Source organism: Amphiplicatus metriothermophilus (assembly GCF_900199215.1).
Classification (GTDB): domain Bacteria; phylum Pseudomonadota; class Alphaproteobacteria; order Caulobacterales; family Parvularculaceae; genus Amphiplicatus; species Amphiplicatus metriothermophilus.
Genome location: NZ_FZQA01000001.1, coordinates 103274 through 128353 on the forward strand (window position 1 = coordinate 103274; position 25080 = coordinate 128353).

At 68.0% G+C, this 25080-nt stretch carries 26 protein-coding genes; 8 read left to right on the forward strand and 18 right to left on the reverse strand.

The window, feature by feature from the left end:
* Positions 1-272: 272 nt before the first annotated feature.
* Both CHB64_RS00560 and CHB64_RS00565 read left to right on the forward strand, forming a co-directional pair.
* Entirely contained in the window at positions 273-3359 is a 3087-nt protein-coding gene (locus CHB64_RS00560) for an efflux RND transporter permease subunit (protein WP_143265906.1), read from the forward strand.
* A 46-nt stretch (positions 3360-3405) separates the two neighbouring features.
* Positions 3406-4566, forward strand: a complete 1161-nt coding sequence (locus tag CHB64_RS00565; protein ID WP_089410649.1) for an efflux RND transporter periplasmic adaptor subunit — start codon at positions 3406-3408, stop codon at positions 4564-4566.
* A gap of 14 nt (positions 4567-4580) precedes the next feature.
* Here CHB64_RS00565 and CHB64_RS00570 read toward each other — a convergent pair whose 3' ends face one another.
* The 6 genes from CHB64_RS00570 to CHB64_RS00595 all read right to left on the reverse strand — a co-directional run bounded on the left by CHB64_RS00570 (position 4581) and on the right by CHB64_RS00595 (position 8642).
* The gene (locus CHB64_RS00570) at positions 4581-4898 is read right to left on the reverse strand and encodes an HPr family phosphocarrier protein (RefSeq protein ID WP_089410650.1); all 318 of its coding nucleotides are present in this window, start codon (positions 4896-4898) and stop codon (positions 4581-4583) included.
* Entirely contained in the window at positions 4895-5308 is a 414-nt protein-coding gene (locus tag CHB64_RS00575) for a PTS sugar transporter subunit IIA (protein WP_089410651.1), read from the reverse strand. Before CHB64_RS00575 ends, CHB64_RS00570 begins: the two co-directional genes overlap by 4 nt.
* 57 nt (positions 5309-5365) lie before the next feature.
* Entirely contained in the window at positions 5366-5812 is a 447-nt protein-coding gene (locus tag CHB64_RS00580) for an HPr kinase/phosphorylase (protein ID WP_089410652.1), read from the reverse strand.
* A gap of 8 nt (positions 5813-5820) precedes the next feature.
* Positions 5821-7539, reverse strand: coding sequence for an ATP-binding protein (locus CHB64_RS00585; protein WP_089410653.1), 1719 nt, complete (start codon positions 7537-7539; stop codon positions 5821-5823).
* Complete coding sequence (locus tag CHB64_RS00590) at positions 7539-8234, reverse strand: response regulator transcription factor (RefSeq protein WP_089410654.1); 696 nt, start codon at positions 8232-8234, stop codon at positions 7539-7541. Before CHB64_RS00590 ends, CHB64_RS00585 begins: the two co-directional genes overlap by 1 nt.
* Before the next feature lie 102 nt (positions 8235-8336).
* Positions 8337-8642, reverse strand: coding sequence for a 4a-hydroxytetrahydrobiopterin dehydratase (locus CHB64_RS00595; protein WP_089410655.1), 306 nt, complete (start codon positions 8640-8642; stop codon positions 8337-8339).
* 78 nt (positions 8643-8720) lie between these two features.
* Between CHB64_RS00595 and CHB64_RS00600 the strand changes: the two genes are divergently transcribed.
* Positions 8721-9209 carry a GNAT family N-acetyltransferase gene (locus tag CHB64_RS00600; protein ID WP_089410656.1) on the forward strand — a complete coding sequence of 163 codons (489 nt, stop codon included), beginning with the start codon at positions 8721-8723 and terminating at the stop codon, positions 9207-9209.
* Positions 9210-9484: 275 nt separating this feature from the next.
* On the opposite strand, the gene CHB64_RS00605 is transcribed toward CHB64_RS00600, so the two are convergent.
* Positions 9485-10201, reverse strand: coding sequence for an NAD-dependent deacylase (locus tag CHB64_RS00605; RefSeq protein ID WP_089411406.1), 717 nt, complete (start codon positions 10199-10201; stop codon positions 9485-9487).
* An 81-nt stretch (positions 10202-10282) separates the two neighbouring features.
* On the opposite strand from CHB64_RS00605, the gene CHB64_RS00610 reads away from it, so the two are divergent.
* Positions 10283-10687 (forward strand): YciI family protein, encoded by a 405-nt coding sequence (locus CHB64_RS00610; RefSeq protein ID WP_089410657.1) that lies wholly within the window; start codon positions 10283-10285, stop codon positions 10685-10687.
* Here CHB64_RS00610 and CHB64_RS00615 read toward each other — a convergent pair.
* Entirely contained in the window at positions 10684-11193 is a 510-nt protein-coding gene (locus tag CHB64_RS00615) for a DUF1993 domain-containing protein (RefSeq protein WP_089410658.1), read from the reverse strand. The genes CHB64_RS00610 and CHB64_RS00615 overlap by 4 nt on opposite strands.
* A 162-nt stretch (positions 11194-11355) precedes the next feature.
* Positions 11356-11907 carry an RNA 2',3'-cyclic phosphodiesterase gene (thpR, locus tag CHB64_RS00625; protein WP_200815186.1) on the reverse strand — a complete coding sequence of 184 codons (552 nt, stop codon included), beginning with the start codon at positions 11905-11907 and terminating at the stop codon, positions 11356-11358.
* A gap of 56 nt (positions 11908-11963) precedes the next feature.
* On the opposite strand from thpR, the gene CHB64_RS00630 reads away from it, so the two are divergent.
* Positions 11964-12833, forward strand: a complete 870-nt coding sequence (locus tag CHB64_RS00630) for an SDR family oxidoreductase (protein WP_089411408.1) — start codon at positions 11964-11966, stop codon at positions 12831-12833.
* 5 nt (positions 12834-12838) lie between these two features.
* Here CHB64_RS00630 and CHB64_RS00635 read toward each other — a convergent pair whose 3' ends face one another.
* Entirely contained in the window at positions 12839-13342 is a 504-nt protein-coding gene (locus CHB64_RS00635; RefSeq protein WP_089410660.1) for a DUF6491 family protein, read from the reverse strand.
* Between the two features lie 222 nt (positions 13343-13564).
* On the opposite strand from CHB64_RS00635, the gene ahcY reads away from it, so the two are divergent.
* Both ahcY and CHB64_RS00645 read left to right on the forward strand, forming a co-directional pair.
* On the forward strand, positions 13565-14971 hold the full coding sequence (gene ahcY / locus CHB64_RS00640; RefSeq protein WP_089410661.1) for an adenosylhomocysteinase: 1407 nt from the start codon (positions 13565-13567) through the stop codon (positions 14969-14971).
* A 256-nt stretch (positions 14972-15227) separates the two neighbouring features.
* Positions 15228-15800, forward strand: a complete 573-nt coding sequence (locus CHB64_RS00645; protein ID WP_089410662.1) for an energy transducer TonB — start codon at positions 15228-15230, stop codon at positions 15798-15800.
* A gap of 14 nt (positions 15801-15814) precedes the next feature.
* On the opposite strand, the gene CHB64_RS00650 is transcribed toward CHB64_RS00645, so the two are convergent.
* The 7 genes from CHB64_RS00650 to pgi all read right to left on the reverse strand — a co-directional run bounded on the left by CHB64_RS00650 (position 15815) and on the right by pgi (position 22562).
* A complete protein-coding gene (locus tag CHB64_RS00650) occupies positions 15815-16483 on the reverse strand; it encodes a hypothetical protein (RefSeq protein WP_089410663.1) in 669 nt (222 codons plus the stop codon).
* A gap of 55 nt (positions 16484-16538) precedes the next feature.
* Positions 16539-16961, reverse strand: coding sequence for a MarR family winged helix-turn-helix transcriptional regulator (locus CHB64_RS00655; RefSeq protein WP_089410664.1), 423 nt, complete (start codon positions 16959-16961; stop codon positions 16539-16541).
* 71 nt (positions 16962-17032) lie between these two features.
* Positions 17033-18277, reverse strand: coding sequence for a dipeptidase (locus CHB64_RS00660; protein ID WP_089410665.1), 1245 nt, complete (start codon positions 18275-18277; stop codon positions 17033-17035).
* A 64-nt stretch (positions 18278-18341) separates the two neighbouring features.
* On the reverse strand, positions 18342-19835 hold the full coding sequence (hisS, locus tag CHB64_RS00665; RefSeq protein WP_089410666.1) for a histidine--tRNA ligase: 1494 nt from the start codon (positions 19833-19835) through the stop codon (positions 18342-18344).
* 87 nt (positions 19836-19922) lie between these two features.
* On the reverse strand, positions 19923-20510 hold the full coding sequence (locus tag CHB64_RS00670) for a peptidylprolyl isomerase (protein ID WP_089410667.1): 588 nt from the start codon (positions 20508-20510) through the stop codon (positions 19923-19925).
* Positions 20511-20532: 22 nt separating this feature from the next.
* Positions 20533-20892, reverse strand: a complete 360-nt coding sequence (locus CHB64_RS00675) for a GFA family protein (RefSeq protein WP_089410668.1) — start codon at positions 20890-20892, stop codon at positions 20533-20535.
* Positions 20889-22562, reverse strand: a complete 1674-nt coding sequence (pgi, locus tag CHB64_RS00680; RefSeq protein WP_089410669.1) for a glucose-6-phosphate isomerase — start codon at positions 22560-22562, stop codon at positions 20889-20891. Before pgi ends, CHB64_RS00675 begins: the two co-directional genes overlap by 4 nt.
* Before the next feature lie 104 nt (positions 22563-22666).
* Between pgi and CHB64_RS00685 the strand changes: the two genes are divergently transcribed.
* Complete coding sequence (locus tag CHB64_RS00685; protein WP_089410670.1) at positions 22667-22882, forward strand: hypothetical protein; 216 nt, start codon at positions 22667-22669, stop codon at positions 22880-22882.
* Between the two features lie 22 nt (positions 22883-22904).
* Here the strand turns inward: CHB64_RS00685 and CHB64_RS00690 are convergent, their stop codons facing one another.
* Positions 22905-25022 carry a protein-disulfide reductase DsbD family protein gene (locus tag CHB64_RS00690; protein ID WP_159462353.1) on the reverse strand — a complete coding sequence of 706 codons (2118 nt, stop codon included), beginning with the start codon at positions 25020-25022 and terminating at the stop codon, positions 22905-22907.
* Positions 25023-25080 lie beyond the last annotated feature (58 nt).

The window sequence follows — 25080 nt, forward strand, 5'->3', positions numbered from 1 at the left end:
GCAACAAAACGGCCCGCGCCCGGCGATCCCTCTCCGCCCGCTGCGCCGCAGCGCGCCGCAAAGCATTGCGCCCCGAACGCCCGTCGCGCTCGCCGCCGCCCCTCCATTCGCCGCAGGCGGAAGGCCGCTCGCCGCATCCGGCCGGCCCGCCGCTTGCTTTCGGTCCCGGCCGGGCGTTCCATCCCTTCGCTGACCGCTATCGTTTCCATCAAGAACGCGCGGATCGCGGGGGCGCGATCCGAGAGGGGGCGCGGGCAGAGGGGCGCCGACCCATGAGTCTTACCCGCCTGTGCCTCAACAATCCGGCCGCTATCGCCGTGCTGCTCGCGGTCGTCGCGCTATTGGGCGCCCTCTCGGTCGAGCGCCTGCCCATCCAGCTCTTCCCCAATATCGAGCGGCCGACCCTCGGCGTGTGGACCGGCTGGCGCGCGGCGAGCCCGCGCGAGGTCGAGGCCGAGATCATCGAGCCGATCGAGCGCGAGCTGCGCGGCGCGCCGGGCCTGAGAACCATGCAGTCCTGGTCGAATACGGGCGGCGGCTTCGTCCATCTCGAATTCGCTCTCGGCACGGACATGGACAAGGCCTTCACCGAGGTGACGAGCCGGCTGCAACGGGTGCGCGGCCTGCCCGCCGACGCCGACCGGCCGGCGATCACCAACAATGGCGGCGGCGGCGCGGGCGACACGCTGATCTTTCTGTTTCTTCAGCGCCTGCCCGGCGCAAGCGAATCGGGCGCGCGCCTCAGCGAGTTCGCGCGCCAGCGCATCGCGCCCGAGCTTGAATCCATCGAGGGCGTGGCCGGCGTCGAGGTGAACAGCGACGACGGCGAGGAGATCGTGCGAATCTCGTTCGATCCCTTCCTCGCGGCCCAGTACGGGATCACGCTCGACCAGATCTCGCAGGCGGCGAACCGCTCCTCCGACGTCACCGGCGGCTCGGTCGAAGTCGGCCGGCGCAATTACACCATGCGCTTCGAGGGCCGCTTCACCGCCGACCAGCTTGAGAACGCCATTCTCGCCTGGCGCAACGGCGCGCCGATCCGTCTGGGCGACATCGCCGAGGTCGCGGTCGGCCCGGACCGGGCCCAGGGCGTCGTTTACCAGAACGGCAATCCGGCGATCGGCATGCGCGTAATGCGCGCGCCGGGCGCCAACACGCTTGCGGCCATCAACGCCGTCACCGAGAAGATCAACGAACTCAACGCCGGCCCCCTCGCCGAGCTCGGCTACGCGGTGCACAAGAGCTTCGATCCCTCGCTCTTCATCAAGCAGGCGCTGTCGCTCCTGACCGGAAATCTGCTCGCCGGGATCGTGCTCGCCGTAGGCGTTCTGTGGCTGTTCATCCGGCGGGTCGCGGCGACCCTGCTCATCGCGGCGGCGATACCGATCTGTCTGGCGGCGACGATCGTGTTCCTTAATGTCGCCGGACGGTCGATCAACGTCATCTCGCTGGCCGGCCTCGCTTTCGCCACCGGCATGGTGCTCGACGCCGCCATCGTGGTGATGGAGAATTTCGTCCGCATGCGGGAGGAAGGCCGCGAGCCGATGCGCGCCGCCGGCGAGGCGGTCGGCCAGGTCTTCGGCGCGCTCTTCGCCTCCACCGTGACGACGGTCGCGATCTTCCTGCCCATCCTCTTTTTCGAGGATGTGGAAGGCCAGCTTTTCGCCGACCTCGCGCTCACCATCGCAGTCGCCGTCAGCTTCAGCCTGCTCGCCGCCGTGACGGTGCTGCCGACGGGCGCGGCGCATCTGATGAAGACCCGCCGCAGCGCGCCGCCGGCGAGCCGCCGCTTCGTCGAGCGCGTCGCCGGCGTCGTCATGGCGGCGACGGCCACGCCGCGCAGGCGCTGGGCGTGGATCGCGGGCCTCACAGCCGCGCCGATCGCCCTCGGATGGCTGCTTTTTCCGTCCCTCAACTATCTGCCGCCGGTGAAGCGCGCGGCCATAGACGGCTTCATCTCCTTCCCGTCCGGCGCCAACGCCGACACAATGCGCAAGGAGTTCGCCGAAGTCGTGGTCGAACGCCTCGACCCCTACATGAAAGGCGAGAAGGAGCCGGCGCTGCTCAACTATTACCTCTACACAGGCGTCTGGGGCGGCAATATCGGCGTGCGCGCGAAGGACGTCGCGAAGCTCGGCGCGCTCGAGCGCATCGTCAACGAGGAGATCCTCGCCGGCTTCCCCGACACGCGCGTCTTCGCCGAGCGCGGCAACCTGTTCGGCGGCTTCGGCGGCGGCGGCGGAATCCGCGTCGAGCTTCAGGCGGCCGATTACGAAGCCCTGACCGAAGCCGCTCCCGCGGCGATCGACGTCATTCAGGCGGCGCTGCCCGGCGCATCGGTGTGGCCGAACCCCGACCCCCAGGTCGTCAATCCGGAGATCCGCATCCTGCCGAACGACCGCCGGATCGCCGAGGCCGGCTTCACCCGCGATTCGCTCGCGCGCGCGGTGCGCGCCTTCGGCGACGGGCTGTGGCTGGGCGAGTTCTTCCATGAGGACGCGCGACTCGACATCATCCTTCAGGCGAACGGCATGACGGGTCCGGAGCATATCGAGACCGCGCCGCTCGCCACGCCCGGCGGGGCGGTCGTGCCGCTTGGCGAGCTGGCGACGATCGCGCGCGGCGTCGGCCCGCAGCAGATCCGCCGCCTCGACGGCCGGCGCGCCATCTCGCTCGGAATCAATCCGCCGAAGGGCATGGCGCTCGGGGACGTCGTCGAGGCGCTGAAGGAGAACGCCGAAGCCGATCTCTATCGCGCGCTGCCCGAAGGCGCGACGGTGAAATACGCCGGGGAAGCCGACGCCCTGGCGCGCGCGGTGAAAAATCTCGGCGCGAACTTCCTGCTCGCCGTGGCGATCCTGTTCCTCATCCTCTCGGCGCTGTTCAAATCCGTGCGCGACGCCGCGCTCGTCATCGTCGCCCTGCCCATGGCGGCGGTCGGCGGGATCGTCGCGGTGCGCCTTCTCAACCTCGTCACGCCGACCCCGCTCGACCTGCTCGGCATGATCGGATTCATCATCCTGCTCGGCCTTGTCGTGAACAATTCGATCCTGCTCGTCTCGCAGGCGCGCGCCTGCGAACGCGAGGGCCTCGACCGCCGCGCGGCGGTTGCCGAAGCGCTCCGTCTGCGGATCAGGCCGATCTTCCTGACCACCCTCACCTCGATCATGGGGATGCTGCCGCTGGTCGTCGCGCCGGGCGCGGGCTCGGCGATCTATCGCGGGCTCGCGACCGTGATCGTCGGCGGGATGGCGGTCTCGACCCTGTTCACCCTGGTGCTGCTGCCCTCGCTTCTGCAGATCGGCGCGCCGGCGCGGCGCCGCCCGCTGCCCGCGGGCGCGCTGCAGCCGGCCGAATGACGACGAAAACGACAGAAATATCCAACGACAAAAAAGGACCAGCCAGATGCCGAAGCTCCGTCTCATCTTTCTCGCCGCCGGCGCGCTGATCGTCGCCGGGGGCGGGGCGGCCTATGTCGCGGGCCTCGTTTCCGGCGGCGACAGCGAGGCCGTCGCCGCCGAAGCCGGCGCCCCGTCGGGCCCGCCGCCCGCCGTCGTGCGCGTCGCCGAGGCGGTGCGCGCCGAGCTCGCGCCGCAGGCGGAAGTTCCGGGCACGGTCGTCTCCCTGCGCGACAGCCTCGTCGCGGCGGCGGCCGCCGGCAAGATCGAATGGGTCGCCGAGATCGGCGCGGAGGTCGAGGAAGGCGCGGCCATCGCGCGCATCGACCCCGTCGACGCGCGCCTCGCGCTCGCCGAAGCCGAAGCGGACGTCGGCAGGCTGTCCGCGCGCGCGGACAATCTCGCGAAGCTCTATGAACGCTATCTGGGACTCGGCGCGGAGTCGGGCGAGTCGGAAGCCTTCCTCGACCAGATGCGCGCCGACCGCGACGCGGCCCGCAACGATCTCGTTCGCGCCGAGGCGGCGCTCGCGCGCGCGCGGGTCAATCTCGAACGCACCGAGGTGCGCGCGCCCTTCGCCGGGCGCGTGGCCGCTCAGGCGATCCAGGTCGGCGAATACGCCGCGCCCGGCGCCGCGCTCCTGCGTCTCGTCGACACGCGCCGGCTCGAAGTGACCGCCCAGGCGCCGGCGAGCGTTCTCGCCGCGGTGCGGCCCGGCGATTCCATCCCCGTCAGCGACGGCGTGAAAACGCTCCAGGCCGAGGCGCGCGCCGTCGTGCCGGTGGGCGACGAGGTCACGCGGATGCTGGAGCTGCGCCTCGCCCTGCCGGCGGACGAGAGCGGCGAAGCGCCCTGGCCGATCGGTGCGGCGGTGCGCGCGAGGCTGCCGACCCGGACGCCCCAGCCCGTCGTCGCGGCTCACCGCGACGCGCTCATCCTGCGCGCCGGACGGGTCAGCGTCTTCGTCGTCGACGCGGAGAACACCGCCCGCCGGGTCGACGTGGAGCTCGGCACGGCGGACGGCGAGCTCATCGAGGTGATCGGCGAGATCGCGCCTGGCGACCGGCTCGTCATCCGCGGCGGCGAGCGCCTGCGCGACGGCCAGCCGGTCAGCGTGCAGGCGCCGCTGTCGGCCGCGGCCGACGCACCGGCGAGCAACTTATTCTAAGGGCGGCCCGGCGCTCACGCCTCCTCGCCGAAGCGGTGCTCGACGAGCTTGACGAGCGTGTCGAGAGCTTCGGCGGCCTGCGGGCCCTCGGCGGTGATGAGAAGGCGCGCGCCGGGCCCCGCGCCCAGCATCATCAGTCCCATGATCGACGCGCCGCCGACGGTGACGTCGTCCTTGGTCACGCGGATCGTCGCCTCGAAGGAGTTGACGACGGCGCAGAACCGGGCTGAGGCGCGCGCATGCAGGCCGCGCCGGTTCAGCACCGTCACCTCGGCCGTGAGCGGCCTTGCGGCGCGGGCCGCGGAAGCGGGCGGGCGGACTTCGTCGCTCACTTCTCGTCGGATTCCCCGGACAGCACCCAGGAGGCGACGTTGATGTATTTGCGCCCGGCCTCATGGGCGGCGGCGACCGCGTCGGCCAGATCCTTGTCGGCGCGGATCGAGGCGATCTTGATGAGCATCGGCAGGTTGACGCCCGCGATCACTTCGGCGTTCGCCTTCTCCATCACGGAGATCGCAAGATTGGACGGCGTGCCGCCGAACATGTCGGTGAAAATGATGACGCCGTCGCCGTCGTCGACCTCCTGGGCGGCGGCGAGAATGTCGGTCCGGCGCTTCTCCATGTCGTCGTCCGGACCGATGGAGATGGCGCGGGCGCGCTCCTGCGGGCCGACCACATGCTCGGCGGCGGCGAGAAACTCTTCGGCGAGGCGGCCGTGGGTGACGACGACGATGCCGATCATTCAGGCTCCTTCAGCGCGATCCCCTCAACGCGATTCGAAACGTCCATGGTGCGCGCCTCAGGGCGTTTGTCCACCCAAAATCGCCCGCAGCGCCATGCGGAGCCGTATAGGTCCATCCGGCCCCGGCGCAAAGGGATAGCGCGGCAGGACGCCGCCGCCGGCGTCGAACGCGCCCGGCTCCGGCACGCGCGCGCCCGGCGCGTCGAGGTCGAAGACCGCCTGAAGGCGCGCGCGCGCGGCGGCGCGGATGGGAACCGGCCCAAAGCCGCGCAGCTCGACGAGGCCGCGAATGCGCTCGGGCGCCGAGGCCCACACGCCCGTCCCGTCCGATTCGATGATCGCCGCGTCGTCCGCGACGAGGGCCGTGCGCCGCCAGGGGCAGGTCTCGACCGCGGCGATCGCGAGGGCCGACTTGCCCGCCCCCGACCGGCCGAGCAGCAGCGCCCCGGCGAGAGGCCCGTCGGGATCGAGCGCGACAGCGAGCGCGACGCCGTGAATCAGCATGGGCTTCCTCATGCGGCCGGCAGCTCGACGACGAAGCGCGCGCCGAGCCGCGGCCCTTCCGGGTTCGCCGGATCGGCGAGCCGGTTCTCGGCCCAGATCCGCCCGCCGTGGGAGGCGACGATCTGGCGGCAGATGGCGAGGCCGAGCCCGGAATTGTTCCCGAAGGCAGAGCCGGACGGACGCTTCGTATAGAACCGGGTGAAGATTTTTTCGAGCGCGTCGGGCGGCACGCCCGGCCCGTCGTCCTCGACCAGCACGCGCAGGCGCGCCTCGCGATCCGCCGCCGGCTCCAGAAAGACGCGCACCTCGCCGTTCGGCGGGCTGAACGAGCGGGCGTTGTCGATCAGATTGCGGAACACCTGGCTCAGCGCCGTCGGATTGCCGCTGACATAGACCGGCGGGCCTGCCGCGTCGAAACGCACGCGCGCCTCGCCGTCCTTCAGGGTCGCCGCGTAAAGCTCGCCGATGTCGGCGATGAGCTTGCGCAGCTCCACAGGCTCATGGGTCTGGCGGGCGAGCTCGGCGTCGAGGCGCGAAGCGTTCGAAATATCCGTAATCAGACGGTTCATGCGCGCGACGTCTTTCTTGATGAGCGCCATCAGCTTTTCGCGCGCCGCCGAGTCTTTGGCGATCTCAAGCGTTTCGGCGGCGCTGCGGATCGAGGTCAGCGGGTTCTTGAGCTCATGGGCCACGTCGGCGGCGAACGTCTCGATCGCCTCCATGCGGTCGTAGACGGCCTGGGTCATGGAGCGCAGCGCCGCCGAGAGCTCGCCGATCTCGTCGCGCCGCGCCGTCAGATCGGGAATGCGCACCCGGCCGGCCGCCGAGACGCCTTCGCGCACCTGATGGGCGGCGAGCGCGAGCTGGCGGATCGGCTGGGCGATGGCCGCGGTGAGCAGAAACGCCGACAGGATCGCCGTGAGGCATGCAAGGCCGAAAAACGGCAAGATGGCGAGTCGCGCGGCGAGCACCAGCTCGTCGATGCCGCCGATCTCGGCCGTCACGATCCCGTAGATCGCCTGCACCTTTCGGATCGGAACGGATACGGAGGCGACGAGCTCGCCGTCCTCGTTGAGGCGCAGCGAGGTCGCGCCGCGCTCCTCGGCGAACGGCGAGGAGGCGAGGGCCTCGTTGAGCTCGTCTTCGAGCGCGCGCCGCGCCGCCTCGCGCCGGTACCCGCCAGCGAGAAAATTTCCGAACGCTTCGGCGAGCCGCCGGCGAGCCTCGTTGATAAACTCTTCCGTAGGCGAAGCGTCTATTGGGGCGAGCTCTTCGACGATAATGACGTCGCGGCGCAGCACCACGTCCTCGAGAAGCAGCGCGCCCGCATCGGTCACCGGCGGATCGGAGAAGCTCTGCGGCGCATTGAAGATTCGCACCCGTCCTTCGAAGCTGTCCCACACTCGCGTGAAGATCTGATTGACGTCGCCTTCATTGAGCGCGAGCGCGCAGCCCGCCTCGCCGGGACCGGCCTCGCCCGCCTCCATCGGCCGGCAGGAGGTCTCGTCGATTGCCGTCTGGGCCAACACGTCGGCGATGATCTGCGCCTGGGCGCGCACGCCTTCGAGCTTGGCCTGGATGAGGCCGTCGCGGAACTGGGTGAGCCCGAACGAGCCGAACAGAAGGACGGCGAGGCCGGCGAGATTGGCGAGAAAGATCGTCAGCGTCAGGCGCGAGACCTGAAGGCCCGCCCCGCGCCGACGCCGCCTGCCGGCCGTTCGCGCCATCAGTTCTCTTTGTACTTGTAGCCCACGCCGTACAGGGTCTCGATGGCGTCGAAGTCCTTGTCGACCATGCGGAACTTCTTCCGTATGCGCTTTATGTGGCTGTCGATGGTGCGGTCGTCGACATAGACCTGGTCGTCATAGGCCGCGTCCATGAGCTGGTCGCGGTTCTTCACGAAACCCGGGCGCTGGGCGAGCGCCTGGAGAATCAGAAACTCAGTGACCGTGAGCGTGACCGGCTGGCCTTTCCACGTGCAGGCGTGGCGCAGGGGATCGAGCGTGAGGTCCCCCCGGCGCAGGATCTTTTTCTCCTCCTCCTCGGTCGGCGTCGGGCCGGCCGACCGCCGGCGCAGCACCGCCTTGATGCGCTCGATGAGGAGCCGCTGCGAGAACGGCTTCTTCACATAGTCGTCCGCGCCCATGGTCAGGCCCAGAACCTCGTCGATCTCCTCGTCCTTGGAGGTGAGGAAGATGAGCGGCAGGTCCGAGCTCTGCCGGATGCGGCGCAGCAGCTCCATGCCGTCCATCGTGGGCATCTTGATGTCGGAGACGACGAGGTCGGGCGGCGTCGCGGCGATGTCGGCGAGCGCCGAGGCGCCGTCTTCATAGGTCTTCACCTTGAAGCCTTCCGATTCCAGCGCCATGGAGACGGAGGTGAGGATGTTTTCGTCGTCGTCGACCAGCGCGATCGTCGCCATTGTCAATTCCCCGGGTGATTTCAGCATCTTATGCCGCCCTAGCCTAGCCCGGATCGGCGGGCGAGAGAACGGCGCGAAACGGGCGAATTTGCGGCCCGGGCCTCAATTCGCGCCCGCGGCCTTCGCCGCGGCATCGATGACCTTCGCCAGCGCCGCGTCGCGCCGGGTGAGCCCGCCGGCCTCATGAGTCGCCAGCGTGATCTCGACCCGATTGTAGACGTTGAACCACTCGGGATGATGATCGGCCTTCTCGGCCGCGAGCGCGACGCGCGTCATGAAGCCGAAGGCGGCGTTGAAATCGGAAAACTTGAAGGCGCGAAAGGCGGCGTCCCGGCCTTCGACAGGCGTCCAGCCGGGATGATCCCTGAAAAACGCCGCGCGCGCCGCGTCGTCGAGCTTTTCAACCACGCCTCGTCTCCCATCGGCTGCGCGTCCGGTTTAGATAGTCCCGCCGGCGGCGGCAAGACGCGCGCGAAAGGGCCCCCCATGCTGAAGATCCAACCGCTCCGCGACGAAGACTGGCCTACGGTCTGGGCGATGCTGGAGCCGGTGTTCCGCGCCGGCGAGACCTATCCCTGCGACCCGGCGATCACTGAAGAGGAAGCGCGCCTCTACTGGGCGGAGACGACCGAGGCTTCCTACGTCGCCCGCGACGCGGAGGGCCGGGCCGTCGGCGCGTTCTACATCCGGCCCGACCAGCCCGGTCTCGGCGATCACGTCTGCAATTGCGGCTATGTGGTCGCGGAAAGCGCGCGCGGGCGCGGGCTCGCCGTCGCGCTGTGCCGGCGCTCGCAGGAGATCGCGCGCGAGCGCGGCTATCGGGCGATGAAGTTCAACCTCGTCATCGCGACGAACGAAGCGGCCGTCAGGGCCTGGCTCAAAAGCGGCATGCGGATCATCGGCACGGTCCCGAAAGCGTTCCGCCACGCGCGCCTCGGCCTTGTCGACGCGCATATCATGTACAAGGAGCTTTAAGCCTCGAAAAAAGAAAAAAGGGCCGTCCTTCGGGCGGCCCCCGCAATTTCCTCGGCCGAACGGCCTCGAAATCCTGGTTCGATTTCGGCGGTCAGCGCGCTGCCGGAGGCTGCTCCGAAGCGCGGACTTTCCGCGAAGACCTCATCGGCTTCGAGAAATCGCTAGACATCGGATCACCTCCTTTCGTTTGTTGAACCTGACTGAAGCATGGGACGCGCCGCGCCCGATTGCAAGAGTGTAATGGTTAACGCCTCCGCGAGGCGGGGCGCGGTTCTTCAGGCTCCGTTCAGCGTTTCCTCGACCCAGCGCGGAACGATCTTCGTGGCCGGGCCGTAACGGCTGTCAGTGAAGAGCCAGGCGTTCTCCGACGGTTCGAGATTCAGCTCCGTACAGGGAATGTTCATCGCGCGCGCCTCGCCGACAAGACCCGCCGCCGGATAGACCGCGCCCGACGTGCCGATCGCCGCGAACAGGTCCGCAGACGTCACGGCCTCGTAAATCGCGTCGAGCGCCATCGGGATCTCGCCGAACCAGACGACATGCGGGCGCATCGCGCCCGCATGATCGCAGACGGGGCAGCGCGTCTCGATGCTCAACTCATCTTTCCACGGATGAACAGAATAGCAGGCGCCGCAGCGCGCCTTCATGAGCTCGCCATGCATATGGATAAGGTTTTTCGATCCGGCGCGCTCATGCAGGTCGTCGACGTTCTGCGTGACCAATGTGAGCGAGCCCCCGCGCGCGGCGAGCTCTTTCTCCAGCTTCGCCAGCGCATAATGCGCCGCATTCGGCCTGACGGCCGGCAGCGCGCGCCGGCGCTCGTTATAGAAGGCGTGCACGAAAGCCGGATCGGCGGCGAACCCTTCCGGCGTGGCCGCCCTGCGCCAGTCGTATTTCGCCCAGACGCCATTCCGGTCGCGGAAAGTCGCCACCCCCGATTCGGCCGACACGCCGGAGCCGGTCAGAACGACGATGCGCATGACGTCCTCCATCACGTTTTCGTTATCCTCGTCTCCGAAATATCCAACCGCATGATAGCGTCGTCCCGGCATCGAGCCTGAGAGGAATCGCCCATGTCAAAGCTTGTTCTCTCCGCCATGCTGGCCATCGCCGCGCTCGGATTGGCCCGCGCCGCGGCGGAAAACGCCGCCGCCCAACCCGAGCGCGCCCTGTTCATTTTCGCCTACAGCCCCGGCCCCGCCTGGGTCGAGGGCAAGCCGATGCGCGAGCAGAACCTTCTGCCGCACGGGCGCTACATCCGCTCGCTGCTGGACGAGGGCCGCATTTTCGCCGCCGGCGGCTATGCGGACGCAGACGGGGGCGTCGCGCTAGTGTGGGCGCAGGATCGCGCGGAGGCCGAACGCCTGCTCGCCGCCGACCCCGCGATCGTCGAGGGAGTGTTCACGGCCGAGATCCGCGCCTGGGCGCCGCGCTTCGTGTCCGGCGAAACGTTGCAGCCGATCATCGCGCCGCGTTAGCGCGGACGCGCGAGGAAGTCCGCCTTCCCCAGCGGAACCCCGCAGGCGCGCAAAAGCGCGTAGGCCGCCGTGACGTGGAAATAGACGTTCGGCAGCACGAAATTCAGAAGATAGTCGCGCCGCTTGAGCGTCATCGTTTCCTGCCCGACCGGAAAGGTCACCTCCGCCTCGGGCTGCGAGTCGATCGCGCCCCGATCGAGCGCCCTGATGAAATCGCGCGCTTTCGCGACGCGCGCCCTCAGCGCCTCGAAACTTTCCTCCGTGTCGGGAACGGACGGCGGCTCGACGCGCGCAAGTCGCGCCAGACCCCGCGAGGCGATATCGCAGGCGATCTGCGTCTGCCGCTTCATGGGAAACATGTCCGGCGCGAGACGCCAGTCGAGGAAGACCTGCTCCTCGACGCCCTTCGCGCGCGCGTGCGCGGCCCCCTTGTCGAGGACGCCGTCGAGCGCGGCGAGCATCTGGTTCAGCGAAGCGTAGGCGACGTCCGAAAGCGAAAGCGGCATGGAGGACTCCCTGCGTGGCCGGCCGGCCGACCATAGGGCCGCCGGGAGCGGATTGAAAAGACGCCGCGCGCGCGGAAACGGCCGCGCTCGCGAGAATGTCATAACGGCGCCGCGCGAAGGAATTTCAATAACCCGGTTCGAAGGCGGGCGCGGTTCCCGCCCCTATCGCGAAGGCGCGAGCGGATAGGTCTCGAGAATCTCGTAATGGCTCGCGTCTCCGCCGAGACGCGACTCGTAAAGGTGGAACTCCTCCACCGGGAACGGCCCGCAGGCGAACAGCCCGTGCATGGCGCAGAAGCGCGCGACGGCCTCGCGGCTGACCCCGCTCAGATAGGCGAGCGTCACGTGCGGCGCGAATTTGCGCCTGTCGCCCGGATAGCCTGCGCGCGCCAGCGCGTTCGCCACTTTCGACTGAAGATGCGCCAGCGGCGCAGAGGCGGCCACGCCAGCCCAGAGCACGTGCGGCCTGCGGTCGCCAAAAAATCCGCATCCTGATAAAGTGAGGTCGAAGCCCGGCGCGGCGACGCCTGAAAGCGAGGCGTGAATGTCCTCAAGCCCATGCCGGTCCGCGTCGCCGATGAACTGCAAGGTGAGATGAAAAGCCTCGTCGGGCCGCCAGCGCGCGCCCTCGAGCCCGGTCTGGAGCTGCGCGAGCGCGTCGGCGACGACTTCGGGGAGCGACAAAGCGACGAAGAGGCGGTACATGACGCCCATGTTTGTCCGCCGGCGGCGGCGCTGTAAATATCGACCCGCCGCGAAAGGATGCCGCCTTGACTGATCGCGAGATCGTTTTTCTCGGCTACGGCTACACGGCGCGCGCGCTCGCGCGCCGGCTCAAGACGGCGCGCTGGCGGATCGCCGCGACGGCGCGCAGCGCCGAGAAGGCCGCCGCGATCGAGCGCGCCGGCGCGCGCGCGATTCCCTGGACCGGGTCCGGAATCGACCCCGCCGCCTTCGCAGGCGCGTGCGCCGTTCTCGTCTCGACGCCGCCGGGCGAAGGCGGCTGCCCGGCGCTGGCCGCGGCGGGCGAGGCGCTCGCCGCGCGGGCCGGCGACATCGCCTGGATCGGCTATCTTTCCTCCAACGGCGTCTATGGCGATCACGGCGGGGCCTGGGTGGACGAATTCTCGCCCCTGCGCGCCGCTTCCAGGCGCGGGCTGCGCCGGATCGCGGCGGAGGCCGACTGGGCCGCGCTCGGCGCGACCTGGAACCTGCCGGTCGCGATCTTCCGCCTGCCGGGCATATACGGGCCGGGTCGATCGGCCCTCGACGCCGTGCGCGAGGGCCGCGCCAGGCGCATCGTGAAGGAAGGCCAGGTCTTCAATCGGATGCATGTGGACGACATCGCCGCGGCGCTTGAGGCGAGCCTCGCGCGGCCTGAAGCGGGCGCGCTGTTCAATCTCGCCGACGACGAGCCGTCGCCGCCCCAGGACGTGATCGAATACGCCTGCGCGCTTCTGGGCGTGGACCCGCCCCCGCCCGTTCCCTTCGAAGAGGCCGAGCTTTCCGAAATGGGGCGCAGCTTCTATCTCGAAAACAAGCGTGTACGGAACGACCGGATGAAGCAGGCGCTCGGGCTGAAGCTCGCCTTTCCGACCTATCGGGAAGGCCTGCGCGCCATTCTCGCGGCGGGCGGCTAGTCCCCTCAGGCGTCCTCGCCCGGCGACGCCTCTTCCGGCGCCGGCGCCTTGTCGTTCCACTCATATATGCGCCGGATGAAGCAGCGGCGCGCGAAGTTTCCCGTATCCTCGACGATGATGACATCGCCGTGGGTCACGCACCCGCCGGACGGCCGGCTTTCGATGCCGATCGCCTGAGCGAATCGGAACAGGCGCTCCTCGCACGCGCCGGTAAGCTCCACCCGGTACCAGTCGTCGACGCCGCGTTCGAGCAGGACGACGTCGTCTTCCCCCTTCACGGGCTTCCAGCCGTTTATATTGCGCCCGAAGCAGATGCGGTCGACCTCTGCGCCGAGGCGGAGATCGGTCCCCTCGCGAGCCTCGGGCGCTTCTTCGGCGTTCTCCTCGCCCGCCCGCGCGCCCATGAGCGAACCGGCGGCGAGGAACGCAGCGCTCGCGGCCAGTCCCAAAAGCCAGGCGTCGCGCGCGCCCTGCCGCGCGAGCCGGCGGCGTTTGATGAAGTTCGACATCTCGCCTTCTCCTGTCCCTAAAGACGTCGATCCGCCTTGCCCTATTCCCCAGCCGCCCAAGACATGGCCGGCGATTGCGGAGAAAAAAGGGCGGGGGCCAGGACCGGCCGGCGACGGGCCGCGCAAGACATAAAGAAATCCTTATATGAGCTTGGCCGCGACGCGCCCCCCTGCTATAAGCGCCCGGCTTTTGGATCGTTTTCACCCATGAAGGACCGCCGGATGACAGAGCCCAGCCGCAAGGACTACGCCGTCAAGGACATCTCGCTCGCCGATTACGGACGCCGGGAGATCGAAATCGCCGAAACCGAAATGCCCGGCCTCATGGCTCTCCGCGAGGAGTTCGGGCCGAAAAAGCCGCTGAAGGGCGCGCGGATCGCCGGCTCGCTGCACATGACCATCCAGACGGCGGTGCTGATCGAGACCCTTCAGGCGCTAGGGGCGGAAATCCGCTGGGCCTCGTGCAACATATTTTCGACCCAGGACCATGCGGCGGCCGCCATCGCCGCGGCCGGCGTTCCCGTCTTCGCCTTCAAGGGCGAAACCCTCGAGCAGTATTGGGACTTCGCCGACCGCATTTTCGAATGGCCGAACGGCGAGACCGCCAACATGATCCTCGACGACGGCGGGGACGCGACCCTGCTCGTTCTCCTCGGTTCGGATGCGGAGAAAAATCCGTCGCTCATCGAGAATCCGAAAAACGAGGAAGAGAAATATCTCTTTCAGACCATTCGCCGCCGGCTCGATAAAAATCCCGGCTGGTACTCGAAGGTGAAGGCCAGCATCCGCGGCGTCACCGAAGAGACCACCACGGGCGTTCTGCGCCTTTATCAGCGCCAGAAGAAGGGCCAGCTGCCCTTCCCCGCCATCAACGTCAACGACTCCGTCACGAAGTCGAAATTCGACAACAAATACGGCTGCCGGGAGTCGCTGGTGGACGGCATCCGCCGCGCGACCGACGTGATGATCGCCGGCAAGGTCGCGATCGTGTGCGGCTATGGCGATGTGGGCAAGGGCTCGGCCGCCTCGCTGAGGGGCGCCGGCGCGCGGGTGATGGTGACGGAAGTCGATCCCATCTGCGCGCTCCAGGCCGCCATGGACGGCTATGAAGTCGTCACCCTCGACGAGGACATCCATCGAGCCGACATCGTCATCACGGCGACGGGCAACAAGGACGTCCTCACCGTCGACCACATGCGCAAGCTCAAGGACATGGCCATCGTCGGCAATATCGGCCATTTCGACAACGAAATTCAGGTCGAGGCCCTGCGCAACTTCAAATGGGTGAACGTCAAGGACCAGGTGGACATGGTCCAGTTCCCCGACGGCAAGCGGATCATCCTTCTGTCGGAAGGCCGGCTGCTCAATCTCGGCAACGCCACCGGTCATCCGAGCTTCGTCATGTCGGCGTCCTTCACCAACCAGACTCTCGCGCAAATCGAGCTGTGGACGAAAGGCGATCAGTATAGGAACGAAGTCTACGTGCTGCCCAAGCATCTCGACGAGAAGGTCGCCGCGCTGCATTTGCCCAAGGTCGGCGCGAAGCTGACGAAGCTCTCCGAAGAGCAGGCGGAATATATCGGCGTCGATCCGAACGGACCGTTCAAGCCGGACCACTACCGCTACTGAGCGCAGACTTCTCCTTGGGGTCGAAATTCGGACCGGCGCGCCATCGGCGCGCCGGTTTTCATATAAAGAATACGTGTGGAGCGCCGCAATAAAGACGCGCAAAGGATGATTTTCGCTTTATGCCCGCGCCCGTTCTCGCCGATAGTTCCAGTAGAGAGGCGCGCGCCAGTCGCCTTCGAGTTCCCCGCGCGCCGGCCGCAGGACCAGACGCGCCGCATGAGCGGCGCAGAAGGAATGCGCAGAAAGGGATCGCGCGATGAGCATCATGCGTTGGATTTTCGGCGCGCCGGCTGCGATCGCGATCACGGCGGCGCTGTTCGTTCTGATGGCGGGCCTGATCCGTCAGGACCTGCGTCTCGAACCGGCGAAGGCGGTTCCCGACATCAGCATCGTCGCCAAAATTCCCGAGCCAGAGATAGGGCCGGAAGGCGGGAAAGAGGAGTTGAGCCCGCCCGAGGCGCCGCCGCCTATCCCCCCGCGGACGAAGAAGGGCGACAAACCCGAAGGAACGATCGATTTGCCGAAGCCCGGCGAGATCGACCCCGGTCCTATCGGACCGATCGGCGGGCCGGCGACGGCGCCGACGATCCGCGTCGCCCCGGCCTATCCCGAGCGCTGCGCGGCGCAGAACGTCGAGGGCGTGGTGCTGGTGCAGTTCGACGTCACGCCCGAGAGGGACGTCGTCAATCCGCTCATCCTTTCCTCGTCCATTCCTGCTTCGACCACACGGTTATTCGCGCCGTTTCGCGCTGGAAATATCCGCCGGCCTATGAGAACGGGCGTCCGGTCGCGCGCCGCGGCGTCGTCGAACGGTTCGTCTTTGAGCTGACTGAATAGCTCCCGTCAGGCCCGACGCAGCTTGAAGAACGCGATCAGGTGCAGGATCGCGAAAGCCGGCACGAGATAGCCGGGAATGAGCGCGAGCGGGAGCTCGGCCATCAGGCCGGTATGGATCGCCCCCGGCTGGTGCAACGCGCCGCCTTCGCGCGCAAGCGCGCCGGTCGCGAACGCGGCCGCGAAGTCGAACAGGCCGGCGGCGATCAGCGCGTAGGATGCGCGCCTCCAGCCGGGGGACCGGCGCCAGACGGCGAGCGCGACGAAGGGCGCGGCTAGGCCCACGGCGATGTCGCCGAAGCCCGCCGGCGCGGCGAAAACAGCCGGCAGCATGCCGAGCCCCCAAACGAACACGAAAGCCGCGCCGACGACGCGCCAGCCCTGCAGCGCCGTCACAAGGCCAAGGTCGATCTCATCCGCCCAGCGGCGAAGCCCCGCTGACCGCCCATAAGCGGCGCAAAAGGCGAGCGGCGGCAGAATCGCCGCAGCGACGAGTCCATAAGGCGGCGCGCCGTTCACGGATTGATACAATCCGTTCGCGGCGGCGAGCGCCGACAACGCGCCCCAGACGATGAGCGTCGCGATGACAGGAAGGCGCAAAAGCGGCTCGCCTTTGCCCGCCGCCGCGCTCTCGGATCCGGCGCCGGCGCGCTCCGCCAGTTCGACATGCTCGGACATCGCAACCTCCTCCAGTATAGTGTATATACACCTAACTGATGAAAAAAACTCGCCGTCAGCCGACGGCGCCAAGTACGGCCAGAAGCCGCGCCGCTTCTTTCTCGCCGAGCCGTCCGACGGCGCGCGCCTGGAACGCAGCCCACAGGGGCAGGCTCCTTTCATGGGCGCGCCGGCCGCGCGCCGTGAGCGCGACGCGGCGCTCGCGCCGATCTCTGGACGGTCTGTATGCGATCAATCCGTCCCTCTCCATCACGGCGAGATTGCGCGTCAACGTCGTCCGATCTGCGCCCATCGCCTCAGCGAGGCGCGATACGGACGCCTCGTCCATCGCGCGCAAAACGGCGAGCGCGGAGAATTGCGTCGCCGTGAGCCCGACCGGCTTCAGCGCGGCGTCGAGCGCGCGGGTCGCCGCCCGCGCCGCCTTGCGCAGGTTGAAGCAAAGACAGGCCGACGGGGCCGCCAGATCGACGCTCTCCATAAATAGTGTATATACACTATTGCGGCGACCGTCAAGGGCCGCAACGGCGGAAAGGCGTCGCCGCCCCGCCGCTAGCGCAGCCGGCGGGCGGTCTTTTCGACCTCCTCCATGACGCGGAGGAGATTGCCGCCCCAGATCTTGGCGATCTCTTCTTCCGTGTACCCGCGTCTCACAAGCTCGCGGGTGACGTTGAGAGTCTCGCCGGCGTCCTCCCAGCCGACCACGCCGCCGCCGCCGTCGAAGTCCGACGCGACGCCGACATGATCGACGCCGACCAGCTTCACGGCGTAATCGATGTGGTCGACGAAGTCCGCGACCGTAGCGCGCGGCGCGATATCCCACATGGCTTCGAGGCGTTTTTCATATTCGGCCTCGACCTCCGGCGTCATCGCCGCGCGCGCCTCGGTCGTCTCGAGCCCCATTTCCTTGCGGATCCGGTCCCGCAGCGCGATCTGCTCCTCCGTCAGCGGCTTCACATAGGCGTCGAGCGCGACGATCTGCACGACGCCGCCCTTCGCCGCGAGCGCGCGAAGCTGCTCGTCGTCGAGATTGCGCGGGCTGTCGGCGATCGCCTTGACGCCGGAATGAGACGCGATCGGCGGCGCGGCGGAAAGCGCGACCGCCTGCATCATGGTCTTTTTGCCGGCGTGCGAGACGTCGACCATGATCCCATGACGGTTCAACTCGGCGACCAGAGACCGTCCGATCCCGGACAGTCCGCCGTGACGCTCTTCCGCGTCGCCGAGCGCTTCGTTGGGATTGGAGCTGTCGCCGAACTGGTTATGGCCGAAATGCGTGATCCCCATATAGCGCACGCCGGCCCGCGCCCAGGCCGCGACATCCTCGACCGACGGGCCCAAAGGATAGGCGTTCTCCATGCCGATAAGCGCGACGCGCTTGCCCGTGCGCGCAATGCGCCGCGCCTCGCGGGCCGTGAAAGCGACGCCGACCTCGTCCGGGTAGGCGCGCACGAGCCGCGCGATCGCCTCGATACGCGTGTTCGCCACGCGCCGCGCTTCGGCGTAGCCTTCCGGCGTCAGCGGCCCTTGCGGCGTGTAGACGATGAAGAAGGCCGCATCGAGCCCGCCCGCGCGCATTTTCGGCAGATCGACCTGAAGCTTCGTGAAGCCGCCGGGATCGTTCCTGAACGTCGCGTAATCGAGCGGAATGTCGACATGAGTGTCGAGCGCGAGGACCCGTTCGTGAATGCGCCGGGCCTCCTCTTCAAGCGTCGGATCGGCGAGGGGCTGGGCCGCGGCGGAAGCGGCGGCGAGCGCCGGCAGAAGCGCGCTCAGAAAGGCGGAGGGTGTTTTCATGCGACGGTCCTCTCGGTCACGAATTCGGCGACGGCCTGACCATGCAGGCCGCCGACCGGAACGGTCAAGACCGCGCGCGCGGACGCGCAAGAGTCTCTTTCACGGCCTCGACAAGGTTTCCTCTTGATACGGAGAATTGCGCCGGCTGGGCTTCGCGCCACTCGACGTTGTCCTCGATCTGTTTCGAAAGCGCCGCGCCGAGGACGAGATCCTTGATCGTGACCGCGCCTTTCGCGCGCTCGTCCTCGCCCTCGATGACGGCGACCGGCGCGCCGCGTCTGTCGGCGTATTTGAGCTGCGCCCGCATGCCGGCCCCGCCGAGATAGACCTCCGCGCGCAGACCCGCCGCGCGCAATTCCGCCGCCATCCGCTGGTAGTCCGCCATGCGCGCCGGGTCGAGCGCCAGCACGACGACGGGACCGTCGAAGGCCCGCCCCGCGCCTGTTTCTTTCGCGAACTCCAATGCAGCGAGCAGGCGCGACACGCCGATGGAAACGCCGACGGCTGGAACTTCCACGCCCCTGAAGCGCTTGACGAGCCCGTCATAGCGGCCGCCGCCGCCGATGGAGCCGAAGCGCACGGGGCGGCCCTGCTCGTCTTGGGTCTCGAAGGCCAGGTCCGCCTCGAAGACCGGTCCCGTGTAATATTCAAGGCCGCGAATGATCGAACAGTCGATGCCGACGACTCCCTTGCAATCCTCAGGGAGCAGTCGGGTGATGGCGATCAATTCGTCGAGGCCGGCTTCGCCGCTTTTCGTCCCGCCCAACGTCTTTGAAATGGCCGATACGGTTTTCAGGCCCGCGCCGATCGCGGATTTCAGAAACAGCGCCACCGTGTCGATCTGCGCGTCCGACAGACCGACGCCTTTCGTGAAATCGCCGCTTTCATCGCGACGGCCCGGCCCGAGCAGCAGCCGCACGCCTTCCTCGCCGAGGCGGTCGAATTTATCCATGGACCGCATGACATTCAGCCGGCGCTCGGCCTCGTCCTCGCTGTCGAGACCGATCTTTTCGAACAGCCCGTCGACGATCTTTCGGCTGCTGATCCGAATACGGAAATCCTTGCGCGGAATGCCCGCCGCCTCGATCACTTCGACGAAAAGCGCGCACATCTCCGCATCGGCGTAAGGCGCCGGCGCGCCGACCGTATCGGCGTCGCACTGGGTGAACTGGCGGAACCGTCCGGGGCCGGGTTTTTCGTTGCGCCAGACCGGGCCGACGGCGTAGCGCCGATAGGGCTTTGGAAGCGCGTCGTAGTTCTGCGCGACGAACCGGGCGAGCGGCGCGGTCAGATCGTAGCGCAGGCTCATCCACTGCTCGTCGTCATCCTGCAGCGAGAAAACGCCCTGGTTCGGCCTGTCGACATCGGGCAGGAACTTGCCCAGCGCGTCGGTATATTCGAAGGTCGGCGTCTCCAAAGGCTCGAAGCCCCACGCCTCATAGACGGCGGAAATGCGCGCGAGCATCTCCCGCTCGGCGGCGATCTCCGCGCCGCGCCGATCGCGGAACCCGCGCGGGATGCGCGCCTTGGGCCGTATCTCTTTGGTTTTCTTCGCCATCCGGCTCCCCGAAAGATCAGGCTCCGCGGGATAGCCGATGGCGCGCCGGCGCGCAACGCGCGCTCCGTCCGCCCTCCGGCGCGCGCGTCACGGCGCGGCGGGCGCTTCGACCGGATCGACGCGCTCGATGACGACCGGCTCGACCGGAACCTCGGCGTCGAACGGCCCGCCGGGGCCGGTCGGAACCGTGCCGATGGCGTCGACGACCGCCATCCCGTCGACGACCCGGCCGAAGACCGTATAGCCGTAGATCGGCCCGAGATCGGTCACGCGATGATCGAGCTTCGGATTGTCGACGAGATTGATGAACCACTGCGCCGCGGCGCTGTCCGGATCGTCCGTGCGCGCCATGGCGATGGTCCCCCGCTCGTTCCTGAGGCCGTTGTCGCCCTCGTAAGGAATGGGATCGCGGGTCGGCCGCTCGGTGAACAGCCGCGAATAGCCCCCGCCCTGAATGACGAAGCCGGGAACGACTCGGTGAACGAGCGTACGGTCGTAATGGCCGTCCTTCGCGTATTGCAGGAAGTTCTCGACCGTCGCCGGCGCCTTGTCCGGGTAAAGCTCGACCACGATGTCGCCCATGCTGGTGGCGATCTTTACCCGGGGCGCCTCGGCGGCGGCGGCGCCGAGAAGACAAGAGAGGGCGGCGGCCAGAATCGCTGTCGTTTTCATCATGCGCTTGCTTCCCGGCTCGGGCTCAAAAGCTCCTGCCGTCTATCTGTACGGGGGTCAGCGCCTTCAGATCGACCCCGTCGATGCAGCGCGCATTGACCGCCGCCATCTGCGCTCCGTCCGGCGCCTCGCCCCAGGCGAAGGCCTGCACGCCGCAGGTCTTGCAGAACACATGCGCGATTTTCTTTTTGTTGAAGCGATATTCCGTAAGCTGATCCTCTCCCTGAAGAAGCCTGAAATTCTCACGCGGCGTGAAGCTCAGGACGAAGCCTTTCTTCTCGCAATGCGAACAGTTGCAGACGTTGGTCTGGGAAAGATCGACCTTCGCCTCGAACCGCACGGCCCCGCAATGGCATCCGCCGGTCACGTCTTTCATATCGCTCATGACCGTTCTCTCTTCGCTGCGGCTCTGATCCGGTTCACCCGGTCGATCAGCGCGTTGGTGGAGACGTCGTGACCGGCCGCGGCGGGCTTTTCCTCGCCGAGCCGGGCGAGCTCGGGCAGCACCCTTCCGGCGAGAGTCTTGCCGAGCTCGACGCCCCACTGGTCGAAGGAGTTGATCCCCCAGATCGCGCCCTGACAGAAGATCTTGTGCTCGTAGAGCGCGATCAGCGCGCCGAGCGTCTCGGGCGTCAGTTTCTCCATCACGATCGCATTGACGGGCCGGCCGCCGGGGAAAACCTTGTGCGGGGCGAGGCGGTCGACGTCCTTCTGCGCAAGGCCCTGGGCCAGCATCTCGGCGCGCGCTTCGGCTTCCGTGCGGCCGATCATCAGCGCTTCCTGCTGGGCGATGAAGTTCGCAAGCAGTTTCTCGTGATGATCGCCGATGGGCGCATGCGACAGCGCCGGCGCGATGAAGTCCGCTGAAATCAGGTCCGTGCCCTGATGGATGAGCTGATAAAAGGCGTGCTGTCCGTTGGTGCCCGGTTCGCCGAAGATCACCGGTCCGGTTGCGCAGCCCGCCGGCGCGCCGTCGGCTCGCGCGCGCTTGCCGTTCGATTCCATATCCGCCTGCTGGAGATAGGCCGGCAGCCGATGAAGATGCTGATCGTAGGGCAGAACCGCATGGGCGGCCGCGCCTTCGAAATTTCGGTTCCAGATCCCGACGAGGGCGAGGATCGCCGGCATGTTCTTGGCCGGCGGCGCGGCGCGGAAATGCTCGTCCATCGCATGGGCGCCCTTGAGCAGCTTCTCGAAATTGTCGAACCCGACCTGCAGCGCAATCGACAGCCCGATCGCCGACCACAGAGAATAGCGCCCGCCGACCCAGTCCCAGAACACGAACATGTTGGCGGGGTCGATTCCAAAATCTCTGACCGCGCGCTCGTTGGTGGAAAGCGCGACGAAGTGTTTGGCCACATCCGCTTCGCGCCCGCCCTTTTCGAGGAACCAGGCGCGCGCAGAGGCCGCGTTGGTCATGGTCTCCTGCGTGGCGAAGGTCTTGGAGGCGACGATGAAGAGCGTGCGCGCGGGATCGACGGCGGCGAGCGTATCGGCGAGATGCTGGCCGTCCACGTTGGACACGAAGAAAGTGCGCCGGCCGCGGACCCAATAAGGGCTGAGCGCCTCCACGGCCATCTGCGGCCCGAGATCGGACCCGCCGATGCCGATATTCACCACCGTGTCGAGGGGCGCGCCGGTATGGCCGGTCAGCTCCCCGGCGTGCACGCGGCGCGTGAAGTCCCGCATCTTTTCGCGCTCGGCGCGCACGCGCTTCGAGACGTCCTCGCCGTCGACATGATAGGCGCGCATGGCGAAGTCGCGCAGCGCCACATGCAGGACCGCGCGCCGCTCGGTCGCGTTGATCTTTTCCCCCGCGAACATGCGCCCGCGGACCCGTTCAAGATCCGCCGCCTCGGCGAGCGCCAGAAGCGCGTCGAAAATCTCCGGCGTGATGCGGTTCTTCGAGTAATCGAGATAGAGCCCCGCCGCTTCGAGGCTCATGCGCGCCGCGCGGGCCGGGTCGCGCTCGAACAGAGCGCGCGCAGACGGGCGCGGCGCGGCGGCGAGCTTTTCAAGGCGCGCCCAGGCGGGCGTTTTGACGACGTCGGTCATGGGAAGGCTCGCGGGCGGCTTCGGAGGGATCCGGCGCGCGAGTCATAAGCATTTTAAGGGGCCCGCTCAACGCTCCTTAAACCCGCGCCGGCTAGGCTCTCCCCATGAGCTTCGCATACGCCCTCCGCCGGCCCGCCGTGCGCCGCGCGCTCTCGCGCGCCGCCGCCAATCTCGCCGCCGTGGCCGCCGTCACGGCCATTTTCGCCCTCAAAGCTTATGTCGACGCGCGCGCGCGCGATCTTGCTTCGCTGGCGTCGACGCAGGCCGCGGCCGAGCTGGCGGTCGACAGGTCCCCGGCGAGTCTTCATCTGGACGACTGAGCGGCCGCTCCGCTCCGACGCGCTATGAGCCGGCGCGGACGGCGTCGAGCACGGCTTTTTCCGTCAGCGGCGAGGGAAGAACGATCGCCTCGCCGCCCGGCGGATAATAGACGTAAAGCGGCACGCCCGAAGCCCCGAAGGACTGCAAGGCTTGCGTGACGACCGGGTCGCGCCGCGTCCAGTCCGCCACCATGAAAGCGACGTTCTGCTTGGCGAAAGCATTCTTGACGCTGCGCCGCGACAGCACCGTGAGATGATCGAACTGGCAGGTCACGCACCAGGCGGCGGTGAAGTCGAGAAAGACGGGGCGGCCCTCGGCCCTGAGCGCCGCGACCTTCTCGGGATCGAAGGCGATCGTCTCCGTCCCGCCGGGCCCGGTTTCGGGCCGTTCGCCTGCGGCGACGGAATCGAGGCCGCGCGCAAGCGGCGCGAAGGCCGCGACAAGAGCCGCGAGCGCAAAGCCCCGACAGGCGAGCCTCGCTCCTGCTCCCACGCTCTTGGCGCGCTCATAAAGCCAGGCGGCGAAGGCGAGCATCACGGCGCCGGCGAGCGCCCAGGCGAGGCCCTCCGCGCCGGTTTGCCGGGAGAGCACCCAGAGGAAATACGCCGCGCCGGCGAAGACCGGAAAGGCGAGGGCCTGTTTGAACACGACCATCCACGGACCGGGCCGGGGCAGGAAGCGGCCGAGCTCCGGCGCCAGCGACAGCAGGAGGTAGGGCGCGGCGAGTCCAAGCGCCATGGCCCCGAAGATCGCCATGCCGGCCGCCGGCGGCAGCAGCACCGCCGCGCCCATGGGCGCGGCCATGAGCGGGCCGATGCAGGGCGCGGCGACGAACACCGCGAGCGCGCCGGTCAGGAAAGCCGACCAGCCGCCGCTTCCGGACAACAGGCCCGCGCCCGCCCCTTGCAGGCTTTCGCCGACGTGAAAGACGCCGGCGAGATTGAGACCGATCGCAAACAGAACGTAGGCGGACAGGAGAACGACCGCCGGCGACTGAAGATGAAAGCCCCAGCCCAGCGCTTCGCCGCCCGCGCGCAGGGCCAGCAGAACGCCGCCGAGGGCGAGAAACGTCGTAAGAACGCCGGCCGTATACAAAATCCCGTCGCGCCGCGCCTGCCCGCGCGCGCCGGCCGCGGCGCTCATCAACGAGGCCGCCTTGATGAACACGACCGGAAAGACGCAAGGCATCACGTTGAGCAGCGCCCCGCCCAGAAAGGCCGTGAGCAGAAGAACCAGCGCGCCGTCCCCGCCCGCCGGCGCGGCGGGCGACGCAGCCGCAAGCGGCGCCTGCGTTCTTGCGGCGGCGATTTCGAAGCCCGCCCGCGTCCCGTCGCGCAAGACGAGGCCGAGAACGCCGCGAATCTCATCGCCGGCTTCCTGCGCGCCGACGTCGGCTTTCATCGAAATCATGAGCCGGCCGTCCTCGGCGCGCACGGTCTGGGGCGCGGCGGGTTCGATCAGCCTTTCCGTTTCCGGAAAGAAAAAAGTCTCCCTGTACGGATGATCCGGCGCCTTCATGGCGACGGTCAGCCGGCCCGCGTCGATATGGAACAGCGCTTCGTTGTCGAAGGGCTGCGGCGCGTCGGCGCGCGCGGCCTCGGCGCGGGCGGCGGCCCGCTCGTCCGTCGCTGGCTCGATCGCGACCGGCATGGAGAGCGTGAAAGCCCCCTCTTCCGGAACGCAGATCTCCTCGCAGATGAGCCAGGTCGCCGCAATTTCGATTGCGACCGTCTCGCCCGGCGGGGCGTCCGTCGGCGCGGTCACGGGGATGAGAAAGGCGGGATTTCCGTGATGGCCGAAATTGGCGAGCGGCCCGACGGGAATACGCTCCGGGGTCGGATAAATAATCTCGCCGACGGCGTAACTGTCAGGAAGGGTCCAGTCAAGTTCGAGCGGCAGGCCGGAATCGCCGGGATTCTTCCAGTAGACGTGCCAGCCGGGCTTCAGATGCTGCTCGAACACGAACCAGGTCGTCTCGCCCGGCGCGAAGCCCTGACGCACGGGGTAGAGCGCGCTCTCGGCGCGCTCGGTGACGACGCGGCTTTCAAGGCGCGCCTCGGCCGGCGCGAAACCCGCGCCGGCGATCAACGCGACGAGCGCCGCGACGAAAGGTGTCCGGAATCCGCGCAAGGCTTTCATCGTCCCCGCTGATAGCCGCGACGGCGGGCCTCGCCAAGCCGCCGTTTCGTGCGCCGCC